The organism is Marinobacterium sp. xm-m-383, from assembly GCF_013283255.1.
Taxonomy (GTDB): Bacteria; Pseudomonadota; Gammaproteobacteria; order Pseudomonadales; family Balneatricaceae; genus Marinobacterium_E.
In genome coordinates this window covers 101,349-118,410 of sequence record NZ_WBYT01000004.1, presented here as the reverse complement: position 1 = coordinate 118,410, position 17,062 = coordinate 101,349, and the positions used below count along the sequence as shown (strand labels likewise).

General features: G+C 50.6%; 11 protein-coding genes and 1 pseudogene. 2 read left to right on the top strand and 10 right to left on the bottom strand.

What is annotated here, in order from left to right; genetic code table 11:
- Window positions 1–126: 126 nt before the first annotated feature.
- Window positions 127–588, bottom strand: a pseudogene (gene nrdR, locus XMM383_RS08005) (transcriptional regulator NrdR); the annotation flags it as partial.
- A gap of 95 nt (window positions 589–683) precedes the next feature.
- Window positions 684–1,937 carry a serine hydroxymethyltransferase gene (gene glyA, locus XMM383_RS08000; protein ID WP_173480128.1) on the bottom strand — a complete coding sequence of 418 codons (1,254 nt, stop codon included), beginning with the start codon at window positions 1,935–1,937 and terminating at the stop codon, window positions 684–686.
- Window positions 1,938–2,206: 269 nt separating this feature from the next.
- On the opposite strand from glyA, the gene ettA reads away from it, so the two are divergent.
- Window positions 2,207–3,865 carry an energy-dependent translational throttle protein EttA gene (ettA, locus tag XMM383_RS07995; RefSeq protein WP_173494962.1) on the top strand — a complete coding sequence of 553 codons (1,659 nt, stop codon included), beginning with the start codon at window positions 2,207–2,209 and terminating at the stop codon, window positions 3,863–3,865.
- 49 nt (window positions 3,866–3,914) lie between these two features.
- Here ettA and XMM383_RS07990 read toward each other — a convergent pair whose 3' ends face one another.
- Together XMM383_RS07990 and radA are read right to left on the bottom strand one after the other, a co-directional pair.
- Window positions 3,915–4,550, bottom strand: coding sequence for a nucleoside triphosphate hydrolase (locus XMM383_RS07990; RefSeq protein ID WP_173484445.1), 636 nt, complete (start codon window positions 4,548–4,550; stop codon window positions 3,915–3,917).
- Between the two features lie 15 nt (window positions 4,551–4,565).
- Window positions 4,566–5,942, bottom strand: coding sequence for a DNA repair protein RadA (gene radA / locus XMM383_RS07985; protein WP_173494961.1), 1,377 nt, complete (start codon window positions 5,940–5,942; stop codon window positions 4,566–4,568).
- Window positions 5,943–6,048: 106 nt separating this feature from the next.
- Between radA and XMM383_RS07980 the strand changes: the two genes are divergently transcribed.
- Entirely contained in the window at window positions 6,049–7,320 is a 1,272-nt protein-coding gene (locus XMM383_RS07980) for an O-acetylhomoserine aminocarboxypropyltransferase/cysteine synthase family protein (RefSeq protein ID WP_173482761.1), read from the top strand.
- Window positions 7,321–7,377: 57 nt separating this feature from the next.
- Here XMM383_RS07980 and can read toward each other — a convergent pair whose 3' ends face one another.
- From can to aroK, 6 genes are all read right to left on the bottom strand, one after another.
- Window positions 7,378–8,076 (bottom strand): carbonate dehydratase, encoded by a 699-nt coding sequence (gene can, locus XMM383_RS07975; protein WP_173484443.1) that lies wholly within the window; start codon window positions 8,074–8,076, stop codon window positions 7,378–7,380.
- A 58-nt stretch (window positions 8,077–8,134) separates the two neighbouring features.
- Window positions 8,135–9,199 carry a uroporphyrinogen decarboxylase gene (hemE, locus tag XMM383_RS07970; RefSeq protein WP_173480114.1) on the bottom strand — a complete coding sequence of 355 codons (1,065 nt, stop codon included), beginning with the start codon at window positions 9,197–9,199 and terminating at the stop codon, window positions 8,135–8,137.
- Window positions 9,200–9,308: 109 nt separating this feature from the next.
- Window positions 9,309–10,733, bottom strand: a complete 1,425-nt coding sequence (locus tag XMM383_RS07965; RefSeq protein ID WP_173480113.1) for an FAD-dependent oxidoreductase — start codon at window positions 10,731–10,733, stop codon at window positions 9,309–9,311.
- 59 nt (window positions 10,734–10,792) lie between these two features.
- Window positions 10,793–15,247, bottom strand: a complete 4,455-nt coding sequence (gltB, locus tag XMM383_RS07960) for a glutamate synthase large subunit (RefSeq protein ID WP_173494960.1) — start codon at window positions 15,245–15,247, stop codon at window positions 10,793–10,795.
- Window positions 15,248–15,429: 182 nt separating this feature from the next.
- Window positions 15,430–16,512: a 3-dehydroquinate synthase gene (gene aroB, locus XMM383_RS07955; RefSeq protein ID WP_173480111.1), complete on the bottom strand. Its 1,083-nt coding sequence runs from the start codon at window positions 16,510–16,512 to the stop codon at window positions 15,430–15,432.
- A 14-nt stretch (window positions 16,513–16,526) separates the two neighbouring features.
- Window positions 16,527–17,051 carry a shikimate kinase AroK gene (aroK, locus tag XMM383_RS07950; RefSeq protein ID WP_305792067.1) on the bottom strand — a complete coding sequence of 175 codons (525 nt, stop codon included), beginning with the start codon at window positions 17,049–17,051 and terminating at the stop codon, window positions 16,527–16,529.
- Window positions 17,052–17,062: the final 11 nt, after the last annotated feature.

Genomic DNA, 17,062 nt, shown 5'->3' with positions numbered 1-17,062 from the left:
TCCAAACAGATCTGGACTATCTGGAACCTGTGGTTCCTGTTTTTTCTGACGAGATTTACGACTCGGTTTCGATTTAGGTTCTGGTAGGGCGTTAGCCGTCAGTGCCGATTTCGAGGCACTTTTAGTCTCGACTACTTCGGGCTCAGCTAGACGCTCAATTTCAAGTTTAAACTCATTGATGTCTTGGAAGTCACGGTAGACCGAAGCAAAACGAACGTAAGCGACCTGATCAAGCTTACGCAGTTCAGCCATGACCGCTTCGCCGACCAGTTTTGACTCAATCTCACGCTCACCCGGTGCACGCAAACGCTGCTTTACGCGGTTCAAACAGGCTTCAATCTGCTCAATACTGACCGGGCGTTTCTCTAGGGAGCGGGTAATACCTGAACGAAGCTTCTCTTCGTCGAACGGCTGGCGACTGCCATCATTCTTAATCAGACGCGGCATTAACAGTTCTGCCGCTTCAAAGGTGGTGAATCGCTCATGACAGCTCACGCATTCGCGACGACGACGAACCTGCTGACCTTCTGAGATCAGTCTTGAGTCGTTCACTTTGGTGTCCGATGCGCCACAGTAGGGACAATGCATATTGGCCTCTCAGTGCTGTTAAAAGAGCGAAAAAGGGCAGCTCAATGCTGCCCTCGGTATTCTATGTGGTTGAGAGCGAACTCTCAAATCCACAATTAAGCGTAAACTGGGTATTTCGCGCAGATCGCTTTAACCTGCTCTTTAACGCGGTTGATCACATCATCATTGTCGATGTTCTCAAGCACGTCACAGATCCAGTTAGTTAGCTCAGCCACTTCAGCCTCTTTGAAGCCACGACGAGTAACGGCTGGAGTACCGATACGTAGACCTGAAGTGACGAACGGTGAACGTGGGTCGTTTGGAACCGAGTTCTTGTTCACAGTGATGTTAGCACGACCTAGTGCCGCATCAGCATCTTTACCGCTGTACTCTTTGCCAATTAGGCTCAGTAGGAATAGGTGGTCATCAGTACCGCCAGAAACGACATCAAAGCCACGCTGCTGGAATACTTCAGCCATCGCCTGTGCATTCTTAACAACCTGTGCTTGGTACGCTTTCCACTCTGGCTCCATCGCCTCTTTGAAGCAGACAGCCTTAGCCGCGATAACGTGCATCAATGGACCGCCCTGAGACTCTGGGAATACCGCAAAGTTCAGTTTCTTCTGCAGCTCTTCATCAGCGCGCGCAGATAGAATCAAACCACCACGTGGTCCGCCCAGTGTTTTGTGAGTCGTTGTTGTCACGACGTCAGCGTATGGCAGTGGGCTTGGGTAAACGCCAGCAGCCACTAGGCCTGCAATGTGTGCCATATCGACAAATAGGTATGCACCCACTTTGTCAGCGATTTCACGGAACTTAGCCCAATCAACGACACGCGAGTAAGCAGAGAAACCGGCAATGATCATTTTCGGTTTATTTTCTAGAGCAAGACGCTCAACTTCCGCGTAGTCTAGGTCACCGTTCTCATCAAGACCGTACTGGAAGGCATTGTAGATACGGCCTGAGAAAGAGACTGCAGCACCGTGAGTCAAGTGACCACCGTGTGCAAGGCTCATACCCAAAATAGTATCGCCGGCTTTACAAAGCGCCATAAATACAGCCGCGTTAGCTTGTGAACCTGAGTGTGGCTGAACGTTTGCAAACGTTGCACCGAAAAGCTCTTTAGCACGCTCAATCGCAAGCGTTTCTGCTTTATCAACGTACTCACAACCGCCGTAGTAACGTTTGCCTGGGTAACCTTCCGCGTACTTGTTAGTAAGAACTGAACCCTGCGCTTCCATAACACGTGGGCTGGTGTAGTTCTCTGACGCAATGAGCTCGATGTGCTCTTCTTGACGCGTCTCTTCAGACTGCATTGCTGCCCAAAGTTCTGCATCGTAGCTAGCGATGTTCATATCCTTACTAAACATGGAGATCCCCTGTATTGGTTCAACGATCTGACGACTTTGGCTGCAATCGAGAAGCCTGGTCAGCTCGAAAGATTTTGATGGCGCGCATTATAAGGCAAAACGGGTAGAAAAATCACTTGAAAAGCGATCAGGTCAACCTGCAATTGTTCTCAAGTTTAAGTGTGCCGCCCTGTGATTTGACCGCCCCCTATCTGGTATACTCTGCGCAACCTTTTTAAATGGGTCATGCAACGGCGTTGTAGCCCAGATATTTTGCTAGGAATCAACACATGGCACAGTTTGTCTACTCAATGAACCGCGTTGGTAAGGTGGTCCCACCTAAACGCGAAATTCTTAAAGATATCTCTCTATCCTTTTTCCCTGGCGCGAAGATCGGTGTCCTCGGTCTTAACGGTGCAGGTAAATCAACGCTGCTAAAAATCATGGCAGGCGTTGATCAGGATTACATCGGTGAAGCGCGCCCAATGCCCGGCATTAACGTCGGTTACCTACCGCAGGAGCCTGAGCTGGATGAGACAAAAACCGTTCGTGAAGTGATCGAAGAGGCGGTGGCCGATGTTAAAGGCGCTATGGCTGAGCTGGACGAAGTCTACGCAGCATACGCTGACCCAGATGCAGATTTTGATGCCCTAGCGAAACGCCAAGGCGAACTAGAGAACCTTATCACGGCCAAAGATGGTCACAACCTTGATACAGCATTAGAGCGTGCGGCCGATGCGATGCGTCTACCCCCTTGGGATGCTGAAGTTAAGCACCTTTCCGGTGGTGAGCGTCGCCGAGTGGCTCTGTGTCGTTTGCTGCTTGATCACCCAGACATGCTGCTACTCGACGAGCCGACCAACCACTTGGATGCCGAGTCGATCGCTTGGATCGAACGCTTCCTTCAGGAGTACCCAGGTACCGTGGTTGCGATTACCCACGACCGTTACTTCCTTGATAACGCAGCCGGTTGGATTCTTGAACTGGACCGTGGCCATGGTATTCCATGGGAAGGCAACTACAGCTCATGGCTAGAGCAGAAAGATGCACGTTTAGAGCAAGAAGCGAAACAAGAAGCGGCTCACCAGAAAGCGATCAAAGCGGAACTTGAGTGGGTTCGCCAAGGCGCTAAAGGTCGTCAATCGAAATCGAAAGCGCGTTTGAAGCAGTTCGAAGAGATGAACTCTAAAGAGTTTCAGACTCGTAACGAGACACAAGAGATCTACATTCCACCTGGCCCACGCCTAGGTGACAAGGTGATCGAACTGAATAACGTGACTAAGAGCTACGGCGACAAGTTGCTATTCGAGAACCTAAACTTCTCCATCCCACCGGGTGCAATCGTCGGCATCATCGGCCCTAACGGGGCCGGTAAATCGACTCTATTCCGCATGATTGCCGGTGAAGAGCAGCCAGATTCAGGCTCTGTAGAGCTTGGTTCAACAGTAAAGCTAGCTTACGTGAACCAGTCTCGTGAATTAGATGGCAACAAGACCGTATTCGAAGAGATCTCTGACGGTTCAGATATGATCACGGTCGGCAACTACACCACCCCCTCACGCGCCTACTGTGGTCGTTTCAATTTCCGCGGCTCCGATCAACAGAAGTTTGTGAAAGATCTCTCAGGTGGTGAGCGTAACCGTCTGCATATGGCGAAACTGCTTAAAGAGGGTGGCAACGTGCTGCTTCTCGATGAGCCGACTAACGACCTGGATATCGAAACGCTACGTGCGCTTGAGGAGGCGATTCTAGCCTTCCCAGGTTCTGCGGTAGTCATTTCCCACGACCGTTGGTTCCTTGACCGTATCTGTACTCACATGATTGCCTACGAAGGTGATTCACAGGTAACCTTCTTCGAAGGCAACTACACTGAGTACGCGGAAGACTACAAGAAACGCTTCGGCAAGGATCACCAGCCAGAGCGTATCAAGTATCGCCGCATGAGCTAAGCTCCTGCCACCATCAAAAAAGCCGCTTCTCAGCGGCTTTTTTTATCTCTCAATCCTGATCAAAAACCAGATCTGCCTTTCGGCTTCGTTCTACCACCGTTTTGGCGTTAGGAAGGTCGTTGTTCCAAGCTTTTTGCTCAGCCTGCTGTTGTGTGTAGCCATGATCTAACCAACGCTGGATCAGACGACGTTCCAGCTCTTCAAATGTGGGTGATGTGAACACTGTCAGATCAAAATAGGGGGCTAACTCTGACCAAGGCGCCTCGTCTAGTAGAAGGTAGTTACCCTCTACTACGACCACTTCACACCCTTTAGGCAGAAGACCCGCATCGATATGACTCGCCTCAATTGAGCGATCAAAAATTGGGTAACGTACATCAGCATCCGCTTGTTTAATACGTCGTACCAGGCTGATCAATCCCTCTACATCGAAGGTGTCTGGAGCACCCTTTCGATCTAAACGACCTCGTTCGATCAGGACCTCATTGGTTAGATGAAACCCATCCATTGGGATAACAGCGGCGTGTCCATCCCCTTTGGTGTTATTGTAAGTGTCGACCAGCTCCTCAGAGAGCGTCGACTTGCCGGCACCGGGCGGGCCAACCACAGCGATGACAACCCTTGTGCCAAGCTCATGATAATTGGTTAACCATGAGAGTAGATGTTGTACCTGTTGTGAAATCATCAATGCATACTCAGATTAGATAGAGTCCAGCGCTTCTGAGAGGCGCTCAACGGCGATGATCTTCATACCCGGAACGTTCTCTTTTGGCCTGTTCCCTTTGGGCACAATCGCACGAGTAAAGCCGTGTTTAGCCGCCTCTTTAATTCGCTCCTGCCCGTTTGGCACTGGACGAATCTCACCGGACAAGCCAACTTCACCAAAGACGATCAAGTCGGTTGGCAGTGACTTATCACGAAAACTGGAGACAATCGCCGCTAATAGCGCCAAATCCGCGCTGGTCTCCATGACTCGTATGCCGCCAACCACGTTGATAAACACATCTTGATCACCGGTCATTAATCCACCATGACGGTTCAATACCGCTAACAGCATCGCCAGTCGATTTTGGTCCATCCCCACGGCCACACGTTTAGGGTTGGAGTGGTGCGACGTGTCGACTAGTGCTTGAAGCTCGACCAGCATCGGACGGGTGCCCTCCCAGACGACCATCACGACACTGCCCGGCCTTGCATTATCATCACGACTTAGAAAGATAGAGCTGGGGTTCTTAACCTCTTTTAACCCCGTCTCGAGCATGGCAAACACACCCAACTCATTAACGGCGCCAAAACGGTTTTTATGGCTGCGCAGTGTGCGGAATCGGCTGTCGCTCTCGCCCTCTAGTTGCAGTGAACAGTCGATCATATGCTCAAGTACTTTGGGGCCGGCCAATGAGCCATCTTTGGTCACGTGGCCTACCAGAAAGATCACCGTGCCCGTCTGTTTGGCGTAACGCGTTAAATAGGCCGCACTTTCACGAACCTGAGATACAGAACCTGGTGCAGACTGGACATCGGAAACGTGCATCACCTGAATAGAGTCGATGACTAACACCTTAGGCTTGAGTTGATCCGCCACATCACAGATAGTCTCGACAGAGGTCTCAGAGAGCATCTTCAGATCCCCAACTGCTAGGCCTAAGCGTTTAGCACGCATGGCGACCTGTTGCAGTGACTCCTCACCGGTCACATAGAGTGCTGGCATATCGGCCACCAGTGCGGCCATGGTTTGTAACAACAGGGTCGATTTACCGGCACCGGGATGCCCACCGATCAACACGGCAGATCCAGGTACTAAGCCGCCCCCTAGGACTCGGTCCAATTCACCGATCTTACTGCTGATACGATCGGTCGCTTTCAGCTCCACCTCTGAGAGGCTCACCACTTTCGACTGACCCGCTTCACCGGCATAACCCTGACGACGCACGGCAGCCTGAGCACCACCTGCCGGTGCAGAGCCAAGACGCACCTCTTTCAATGAGTTCCAAGCTTTACAGGCAGTACATTGCCCTTGCCATTTACTGTAATCAGCTCCGCACTCGTCGCAGACGTAGGCTAACTTTGCCTTTGCCATATAAGGTTATTACTCCATAGAAGTTGCGTAAGGTTTGGATTACGCGTACAAAATGTCTATCTATTTTGCATTAAGCGTAGATCAATAAGAAGAGAAGGAAAGATAAATGAAATTGGAAACACAAGCGGTACACGCGGGCTACCAAATCGATCCAACCACCAAGTCGGTTGCGGTACCTATCTACCAGACAACCTCTTACGCTTTTGACGACGCACAGCATGGCGCTGACCTATTCGACCTTAAAGTAGTCGGCAACATCTATACGCGCATCATGAACCCAACGACTGACGTTTTAGAGCAGCGTGTCGCAGCGCTAGAAGGTGGCATTGCCGGTCTTGCCGTCGCTTCAGGTATGGCAGCGATCACTTACGCCATTCAGACCATTGCCGAAGTCGGTGACAACATCATCTCGGCCAGCGATCTTTACGGCGGTACCTACAACCTATTTGCACACACACTGCCACGCCAAGGCATTGAGGTACGCTTTGTAGCCAGCAATGACATAGCCGCCATCGAATCTAAAATTGATGCGCGTACCAAAGCGCTCTACTGTGAATCGGTTGGCAACCCATCGGGCCGTGTTGCAGACATCGAAGCACTGGCAGAGGTCGCACACCGCCACGGCATCCCGCTGATCTGTGACAACACCGTTCCAAGCCCTGCGCTTTGGCGTCCCATTGAACAGGGTGCCGATATCATCGTGACTGCTGCCACTAAATACATCGGCGGCCACGGCAACTCCATTGGTGGTGTGATTGTCGATTCCGGCAACTTCCCCTGGGCTGAGCATGCAGACCGCTTCCCGCTTCTCAATACGCCTGACATCTCTTACCACGGCGTAGTCTATACAGAAGCCTTTGGTCCGGCGGCATTCATCGGCCGTTGTCGCGTAGTGCCTCTGCGTAATACCGGCGCAGCGATCTCTCCAATGAACGTCTTCTTGTTGCTACAGGGCATTGAGACCTTGCCACTGCGTATGGAGCGCATCTGCTCAAACGCACAGAAAATCGCTGAGTTCCTTGAGAATCACGATCAGGTAACTTGGGTGAAATACGCAGGCCTTGCCTCGCACCAAGATAACGCACTGGCTAAGAAGTACATGGACGGTAATGCATCGGGTGTCATGAGCTTTGGTGTCAAAGGTGGCCGTGAAGCAACGCGTAAATTCTACGATGCTCTGCAGATCTTCCTGCGCCTAGTGAACATCGGTGACTGTAAGTCACTCGCCTCTATCCCCGCCGAAACGACTCACCGTCAGTTGAATGCCGAAGAATTAGCCTCTGCCGGTGTTACTGAGGATATGGTGCGCCTATCGATCGGTATTGAGCACGTTGACGACCTGATTGCCGATCTTGATCAGGCATTAGCAAGCGTCTAATACGAAGAAGAGCCAACAAAAAGCCCGCTGATGCGGGCTTTTTACTGTTTACTCGATCTAATCGTGATCGCAGAAGGTACTGCAGGTGTGACCTTCAACCTGCTTGCCTTTCGCCTCAATCAGATTGACCGCATCGATAAAGGTAGGTCGGATTGTCTCTTTACTGCTGACTGTGAAGCCAAGATCACGCAATAGGCCATCACCGAGACCGTAGATCCAACCGTGCACATTAAGCTCTTGCCCCCGCGCCCAAGCATCGGTAACCGTGGTGGTGTTACAAACATTGAGCGCCTGCTCGACGACGTTCAGCTCACAAAGACGATCAACCTGGTAAGGTTTCGCTTCCCACTGACCGAGGAACTTGCGATGGTTGTAGTAGACATCACGAATGTGGCTTAGCCAGTTATCGATTAGGCCGTGACGCTCATCTTCCATAGAGGCAACGACACCACCGCATCCGTAGTGACCCACGACCATAATGTCTTTGACTTTCAATACATCGACTGCGTATTGAATCACCGACAGACAGTTCATGTCTGAGTGAACGACAAGATTCGAGACGTTGCGGTGAACAAACAGCTCGCCCGGCATGAGATCTACGATCTCATTGGCAGGGACGCGACTGTCAGCACAGCCTATCCAGAGATACTCCGGTGCTTGCTGTGCTGCCAAGGTTGCGAAAAACTCTGGATTAGCCCGGTGGATCTTTTCCGACCAGCCTCGGTTTTTTTCAAACAGCCCACTCAGTTTTTTCATCGTCTCTCGTCTACCGCAGTCTCAGTTTAATCCTGGTGCTTCTTATTTGTGGCGCTTCTTATTTATGGTAAGGGGCACTCAGCTCATGCACTGCATCGACAAAGATTTTGGCATGATCTGGGTTCACAAACTGGTGAATACCGTGGCCAAGGTTGAATACGTGACCGGTACCCGAACCGTAACCTTCAAGAATACGGCTCACTTCAGCGCGAATAGTATCAGCCGGCGCATAAAGTACCGATGGATCCATGTTGCCCTGCAGGGCCACTTTATCACCGACACGACGACGCGCATCTGCAATGTCTGTTGTCCAATCAAGACCCAGTGCATCCGCACCCGCATCAGCCATCGACTCAAGCCACTGACCGCCGTTCTTAGTGAACATGATCACCGGTACTTTGCGACCATCGTATTCACGAATCAGACCATCGGCGATCTTCTTCATGTAGTCGAGTGAGAAGGCTTGGTACATAGGACCGCTCAGAGCACCACCCCAAGTATCAAAGATCTGAACCGCTTGAGCACCGCTGCGAATCTGCTCATTTAGGTAGAGCGTGACCGACTCAGCAAGCTTATCCATCAATTTGTGGAGTACTTCTGGTTGTGAATACATCATCGCTTTGATGTGACGGAAGTCTTTAGAAGAGCCCCCTTCGATCATGTAAGTCGCCAGTGTCCATGGGCTACCAGAGAAGCCGATTAGAGGAACACGGCCGTTCAACTCGGAACGAATGGTCTTCACCGCATCCATCACGTAGCCAAGATCTTTGACTGGGTCTGGAACCGGAATCGCGTCAACGTCTGCCTCTGTGCGTACCTCTTTCTTAAAGCGTGGGCCTTCACCCGCTTCAAAGTAGAGACCTAGACCCATCGCATCTGGAATAGTCAGAATGTCAGAGAATAGAATTGCCGCATCCAGATCGAAACGCTCTAGAGGTTGAATGGTCACCTCACAGGCTAGATCTTTGTTCATGCAGAGTGACATGAAGTCACCCGCCTGGGCGCGTGTTGCTTTGTACTCAGGAAGGTAACGACCCGCCTGGCGCATCATCCATACTGGCGTGTAATCGACTGGCTCTTTCAATAGAGCACGAAGAAAACGATCATTTTTCAATTCAGACATGTTCGCAAATTCCTAAAAATAACTGCGCAGATTGTACCTGCTTTGAGCCTGTTAAGCAGTTAATAAAAAGCCGCTGGGGTCAGCGGCTTTTGATGTAGATCAGCGAGGATTAAACCTCTAGGTAATCAAGAATACCTTCAGCTGCGTTACGGCCTTCGTAAATCGCGGTTACGACCAGGTCAGAGCCACGCACCATATCACCACCGGCAAACACTTTAGGGTTTGACGTCTGGAACGGCAGGCGATCACCCTCTAGTGCAGCATCGACACGACCGTCTTGGTGAAGGTTGATACCGAAATCAGCCATCCAAGGCGCTGGGCTAGGACGGAAACCGAATGCAACCAATACCGCATCAGCAGGTAGGATCTCTTCTGAACCTTCGACCACTTCTGCGCGACGACGACCGTTCTCATCGGGCTCACCCATCTGAGTGGTAACCACTTTGATACCGGTTACTTTGCCGTTCTCACCAACCACTTCAACGGGCTGACGGTTAAACATGAAGTTGACGCCCTCTTCACGCGCGTTTTCGACTTCGCGCTTAGAGCCTGGCATATTCTCTTCGTCACGGCGGTAAGCACAGGTTACGCTCGCCGCTTTTTGACGGATCGAGGTACGGTTACAGTCCATCGCAGTGTCACCACCACCAAGCACAACAACTCTCTTACCTTCCATGCTGATGTATTCAGAAGCATCTTTCTCGTAGCCACGGCAGTGGTTTACGTTAGAGATCAAGAAAGGCAGTGCATCGTAAACACCGTCAAGGTCTTCACCTGGGAAACCACCCTTCATGTAGGTGTAAGTACCCATGCCAAGGAAAACTGCATCGAACTGATCAACCAGTTCCTGCATCGTGATGTCTTTACCCACTTCAGTGTTCAGTTTGAACTCAACACCCATCGCTTCGAAGATCTCACGACGCTGAACCATGACATCTTTCTCAAGCTTAAACTCAGGAATACCGAAGGTCAGTAGACCGCCGATCTCTGGGTTACGATCGAATACCACTGGCTTAACGCCGTTACGCGCAAGGATGTCGGCACAACCAAGACCTGCAGGGCCTGCACCGATGACAGCAACCTTCTTATCAGTCCAGGTTACATTGGACATGTCTGGACGCCAGCCCATAGCAAAAGCGGTATCCGTGATGTACTTTTCTACCGAACCGATGGTCACTGCACCAAACTCTTCGTTGAGTGTACAAGCACCTTCACAGAGGCGATCTTGTGGGCAGACACGGCCACACACTTCTGGCAGTGAGTTTGTCTGGTGCGACAGAGTAGCCGCTTCAAACAAGTTACCCTCTGATACCAGTTTCAACCAGTTAGGGATGTGGTTGTGTACCGGACACTTCCATGAACAGTATGGGTTACCACACTCAAGACAACGGTGTGCCTGTGCATTAACGTCCTCTTGTTCAAACGGCTGATAGATCTCAGCAAACTCGCCACGGCGTACTTCTGCTTCGATCTTTTCTGGGCCCTTACGGCCTACTTCAACAAACTGAAAATTGTTGTGAAGACGGGTAGTCATAGTCCCACCTCTTGTCTAAGCCCAGACGCATCTGGGCGATAATCTAATAAACCTAAATCTTACTCTGGAGCGTGTGTCATGCTGTTTAGCAGAACATCTAGGCTCGCCGCTTTTGGCTTAACCAGCCAGAAACTGCCGAGGAAATCTTCGTAGTTATCAAGAATTTCCTGACCCCACGCACTGCCCGTTTCACGAACGAATTCGATGATCACTGAGCGTAGGTGGTTTTTGTACTGCTCCATGTGCTCGGTGTGGATACGGTGAATATCAACCAATTCGTGGTTGTACTTATCCACGAAGCTACGATCTTTATCCAGTACATAAGCGAAACCGCCCGTCATACCTGCACCAAAGTTGTAACCTGTATCACCCAGAACCGTTACCAAACCGCCTGTCATGTACTCACAACAGTGATCACCGGCGCCTTCAACCACGGCGTGTACACCTGAGTTACGAACACCGAAACGTTCACCTGCACAGCCCGCTGCGAACAACTTACCGCCTGTTGCACCGTATAGACAGGTGTTACCGATAATCGCAGTCTCTTGTGAGGCGTAAGTCACTTCTGAGAATGGTTTGATGACGATCTTACCGCCCGCCATGCCTTTACCAACGTAGTCGTTCGCATCACCCTCTAGAAGAAGGTTCTGACCACCGGCGTTCCAGACACCGAATGATTGACCTGCATGGCCACGGAACTTAAAGGTAATTGGGTTGTTTTCCATTCCCAAGTTGCCGTGTTTCTTAGCGATAGCGCCCGAGGTGCGTGCACCGACTGAACGGTCACAGTTAGTGATTGTCAGCTCAAACTCACCGCCGGCTGCTGAATCGATTGCTGCTTGCGCCATCGCTAGCATGTCAGTGTTTAGACGGCCTTCATCAAACGGAACGTTGCGCTCTTGCTGAACCGTCTGTGGACGATCTGCTGGCACACCGGCATCGCTGATCAGTGGCGAAAGATCCAGTGATTTCTGACGATCTGTTTTGCCTTCGATGATCTCTAGTAGATCAACACGGCCAACCATCTCTTCGACAGTGCGCAGACCCAGCTGAGCAATGATCTGACGAACCTCTTCTGCCACAAAGCGGAAGTAGTTCTTAACCATCTCTACAGTACCGCGGAAGTGATCGCTACGTAGACGATCATTCTGCGTCGCAACACCGGTCGCACAGTTGTTCAAGTGACAGATACGTAGGTACTTACAACCCAATGCAACCATTGGCATGGTACCGAAACCGAAGCTCTCTGCACCCAGTAGCGCGCCTTTAACAACGTCTAGACCCGTTTTCAAACCACCGTCTGTCTGCAGACGAATCGCACCACGCAGATGGTTACCGCGCAGTGACTGGTGAGTATCGGCTAGACCAAGTTCCCAAGGTGAACCTGCGTAGTGAATCGATGTTAGAGGTGATGCCGCAGTACCACCGTCGTAACCAGAAATTGTGATCAAATCTGCATAGGCTTTAGCAACACCACAGGCAATGGTACCGACACCTGGACGAGAGACGAGCTTCACAGAGACCAGACCTTCAGGATTCACCTGTTTAAGGTCGAAAATAAGCTGCGCCAAATCCTCGATCGAGTAGATATCGTGATGCGGTGGAGGCGAGATCAATGTCACACCTGGCACCGAGTAACGTAGGCGCGCGATTAGGCTGTTAACCTTACCACCTGGTAGCTGACCACCTTCACCTGGTTTCGCGCCCTGAGCCACTTTAATCTGCATAACATCAGCATTCACCAGGTATTCCGGTGTCACACCAAAACGGCCCGATGCGATCTGCTTGATCTTAGAGCGCTTAATGGTGCCGTGACGGACAGGGTCTTCACCACCCTCACCTGAGTTAGAGCGACCGCCCAGTTCGTTCATAGCAACAGCTAGAGCTTCATGCGCCTCTGGAGAGAGTGCACCGAGCGACATTGCCGCTGTATCAAAACGTGGGTAAATCGCTTCAGCGGGTTCTACTTCATCAATACTAATCGGAGTGACATCTTTAAGCTTAAGCATGTCACGAATCGTCGCGATGCCACGTTCGTTAACCAGTTTAGCGTAACGGTCGTAGTGCTTCTGATCACCCGACTTAACCGCTTCGTGGATTGCTTGTACCACGTCTGGGTTGTAAGCATGGTACTCACCACCAAACTTGTACTTCAGTAGACCGCCATCAGTGATTGGCTTACGCGCGATGAAGGCAGTTTTAGCCAACGCCGCTTGGTCCTCTTCAAAGTGAGCAAATTTAGAGCCCTGAATACGGCTAGTAACCCCTTTGAAACAGAGATCAACCACTTCATCGCTAAGGCCGATCGCTTCAAACAACTGAGCACCACGGTACGACGCGATGGTTGAGATACCCATCTTAGATAGGATCTTGAACAGGCCTTTATCAATACCTTTACGGTAGTTCTCGTGGCTTTGTAGAGCATCTTGTAGCATCTCGCCAGTACGACAAAGATCAGTCAGCACACGGTAAGCCAAGTATGGGTAGACCGCGGTAGCACCAAAACCGAATAGAACTGCGAAATGGTGTGGGTCACGAGCCGTACCAGTCTCTACAATGATGTTGGCATCAGTACGGATACCTGTATCGATTAGACGGTGGTGAACGGCACCCGTCGCCATCGCTGCATGGATAGGTAACTTACCTTTCTCAATGTTGGCATCCGATAGGATGATGATCGATTTTCCAGCACGAACCTCAGCTTCAGCCTTATCACAGACAGCAACGATCGCTTTATCAAGCGATAACTCTTCTGGGTTGTAATTAAGATCGATAACAGCAACCTCAAACCCTTTTTCGTCGTTGTCACGAATACGGTAGAACTTGCTTGCAGAGAGTACTGGCATCGTCAATACAACACGACGAGCGTGATCCGCAGTCTCTTCAAATACATTTTGCTCACGACCTAGGCAGGTCTCTAGTGACATCACGATCGCTTCACGTAGTGGGTCGATTGGTGGGTTGGTCACCTGTGCAAACTGCTGACGGAAGTAGTCGTATGGCGAACGAATCTTCTCTGACAACACGGCCATTGGCTTGTCATCACCCATTGAGCCGACCGCTTCCATGCCACTTTCGCCCAACGGACGAAGTACCTGGTCACGCTCTTCAAAGCTTACATTGAACATTTTCATGTAAGTCTTGGTCTCTTCTGGAGACATATCACTGAGAGCTTCCGCTTCAACGGATAGATTCATCGTGTTCTCTAGACGCAGTGTGTTCTCTTTCAACCACTGCTTGTATGGCTGTGCCTTTTTAAGACGATTATCGACATCATCAGTGTGCAGTACATCACCTGTCTCTGTATCGATTGCCAGAATCTGACCCGGTCCAACACGGCCTTGAGCCACGATATCGCTTGGTTCGTAGCTGAATACACCGATCTCAGAAGCGGTACAGATCATGCCGTCTTTGGTCATTACCCATCGAGATGGGCGAAGACCGTTACGGTCTAGAAGACAGACCGCGTAACGACCATCAGTCATAACCATGCCAGCAGGACCATCCCAAGCTTCCATGTGCATTGAGTTGTACTCGTAGAATGCACGTAGCTCAGTGTCCATGGTGTCAACGTTCTGCCACGCAGGTGGAATGATCATACGAACCGCGCGGTAGATATCGATACCACCGACCAGTAGGAATTCGATCATGTTATCCATTGATGACGAGTCAGAGCCGGTGGTGTTAACGATTGGCTGTAACTCATCAAGATTTGGAATCAATGGAGTAGCAAATTTAGAGGCACGTGCACGAGCCCAGTTGCGGTTACCTTCTACCGTGTTGATCTCGCCATTGTGAGCAAGGAAACGGAATGGCTGTGCAAGAGGCCAGCGCGGTGCTGTGTTCGTTGAGAAGCGCTGGTGGTAGGTACACACCGCTGTCTTCAACTCAGGATCTGCAAGGTCTTTATAGAACACAGGAAGATCGACAGGCATCATCAAGCCTTTGTAGCTGATCACGCGCTCAGATAGGGTACAGATGTAGAAATCTGCATCATCAGACAGAGCGATCTCAACTTTACGGCGAGCCACAAACAGCGCAACTTCAAGCGCTTTTGCATCCATGTCTGACACATTGATCAGAACTTGTTCGATCTGTGGAAGCGTCTCTTTCGCGATAGGACCAAGGCAGCTGTCATCCGTCGGAACTACACGCCAGCCAGCAACGGTAAGGCCCTGCGCTTCAAGTTCGCGATTCATGACAGTACGAGCATTGTCAGCCGCCGCGGCATCCTTAGATAGGAATACCATGCCAACAGCAAAGGTGTCAGTTAGGTCGACATTCAACTCATTCTTAGCGGCTGCACGCATGAAATCGCGTGGCATCTGCATCAACAGACCACAGCCATCACCCGTCTTACCATCCGCTGCAATACCACCACGGTGAGTCATGCAGGCCAATGCTTCAATGGCGTTATCAAGTACCTTATGACTTGCTTCGCCCTGCATGTGGGCCATTAGACCAAAACCGCAGTTATCTTTAAATTCATCCGCGCGATACAGACCGTTGCTCATACGCTATTCCTACCTAAAAACTTAAATAAAATCAGGCACTTAAAACCTGAATACACCTCTAGAGAAATGACACAGAGGCAAAATGGGACCGTAATTCTACACTTCTACGGCTCTGGCTACAAATCGACCAAGAAAAAACAAAAAACGCGCCAAGTTGGCGCGTTTTGTAAGTCGGAATTTTTTTATTCGCCGCTGTAGTGCTGCTTTAGTGTCGATTTTAGGGCTTCGGGGTCGACCTCGCTGGTAACGACTGCCTGACCTAGCTGTTGCAGCAAGACGAGTCGAATCTGACCGTCTAAAACCTTCTTATCAACCGACATCAACTCAATAAACCGATCCGGCGTCATATCTGCTGGAGGTGCTATCGGCAACTTCGCTCGACGCAAGAGTGTTTCAACACGTGCTAAATCAGCAGGCTCTAACCAACCGAGACGCATCGAAAGATCTGCAGCCATCCACATACCTGCTCCCACCGCTTCACCATGCAGCCAATTTCCGTAGCCCTGATCAGTCTCAATGGCATGGCCAAAGGTGTGACCAAGATTCAAAATGGCACGAATACCGCCTTCACGCTCATCTTGTGCAACGACCTCTGCTTTGATTTCACAAGAACGTTTAATGGCATATGCCATCAACTCAGGATCACAGTCGTTAAGTCCATCGATGTTCTTCTCCAGCCAAGCAAGAAATTCAACATCGTAGATCAAACCGTACTTGATCACTTCAGCAAGACCCGCGGCCAACTCACGCTCTGGGAGTGTCTTCAAGACATCGGTATCGGCCAATACCGCTTTGGGCTGATAAAAGGCACCGATCATATTCTTACCCAGCGGATGGTTAACGCCCGTTTTCCCCCCCACCGATGAGTCTACCTGAGAGAGCAAGGTTGTCGGTATCTGAATGAAATCGACACCACGCTGATAGGAGGCCGCTGCGAAACCAGTCATATCTCCGATAACTCCACCACCTAGAGCGATCAGTGTGGTCGTGCGGTTGTGGCGCATCTGCAACAAGGCATCGAAAATAAGGTTAAGAGTATCTAAAGTTTTGAATGACTCACCGTCTGGCAGAATCACTTCGTCCACTTGAAGGCCAGGAAGCTGGTCACGCAGCGCGCTCAAGTAGAGTGGAGCAATCGTCTCATTGGTGACGATCATTACCTGCTTACCCCGAACCGCACCCGCAATATCTACTTTCTGAAAAAGATGGTCGCCTACGTAGATAGGGTAGCTACGGTCACCTAAGTCGACTTTTAACTCTTGCATGCGATGAATCCTGACTACGCGCTTTTCAGAACGCGATGTTTTTTAAGGGCTTTGACGATCTCACTAATGACCATACGCGGATGTCTGCGATCAGTGCGCAGTATCATATCGGCGGTGTCGCGGTAGAGTGGATCTCGTTTTTCTAAAAGGGTCTCTAGTGTCTTGCGAGGATCTTGGGTTTGCAGCAGAGGACGGTTGCGATCACGCGCGGTGCGCTCAATCTGCTGATCAATACTGGTTTCTAGGTAGATAACGAAACCACGGCTGCGGAGGAATTCTCGGTTGGCTGGGCGCATCACAGCACCACCGCCCGTCGCTAAGACGATGTCATCTTGCTGAGTGATTAGATCGATAACCGTCTGCTCGCGATCGCGAAAGCCCTCTTCACCCTCAACATCGAAGATCCAAGGAATATCGGCGCCAGCACGGTCAACAATCACTTTATCGGAGTCAATAAACTCCAATTTCAGCTCGTTAGAAAGCAAACGCCCTATGGTGCTCTTTCCAGATCCCATAGGGCCAATTAAAAATATTTTCAAAAAACAGCCTT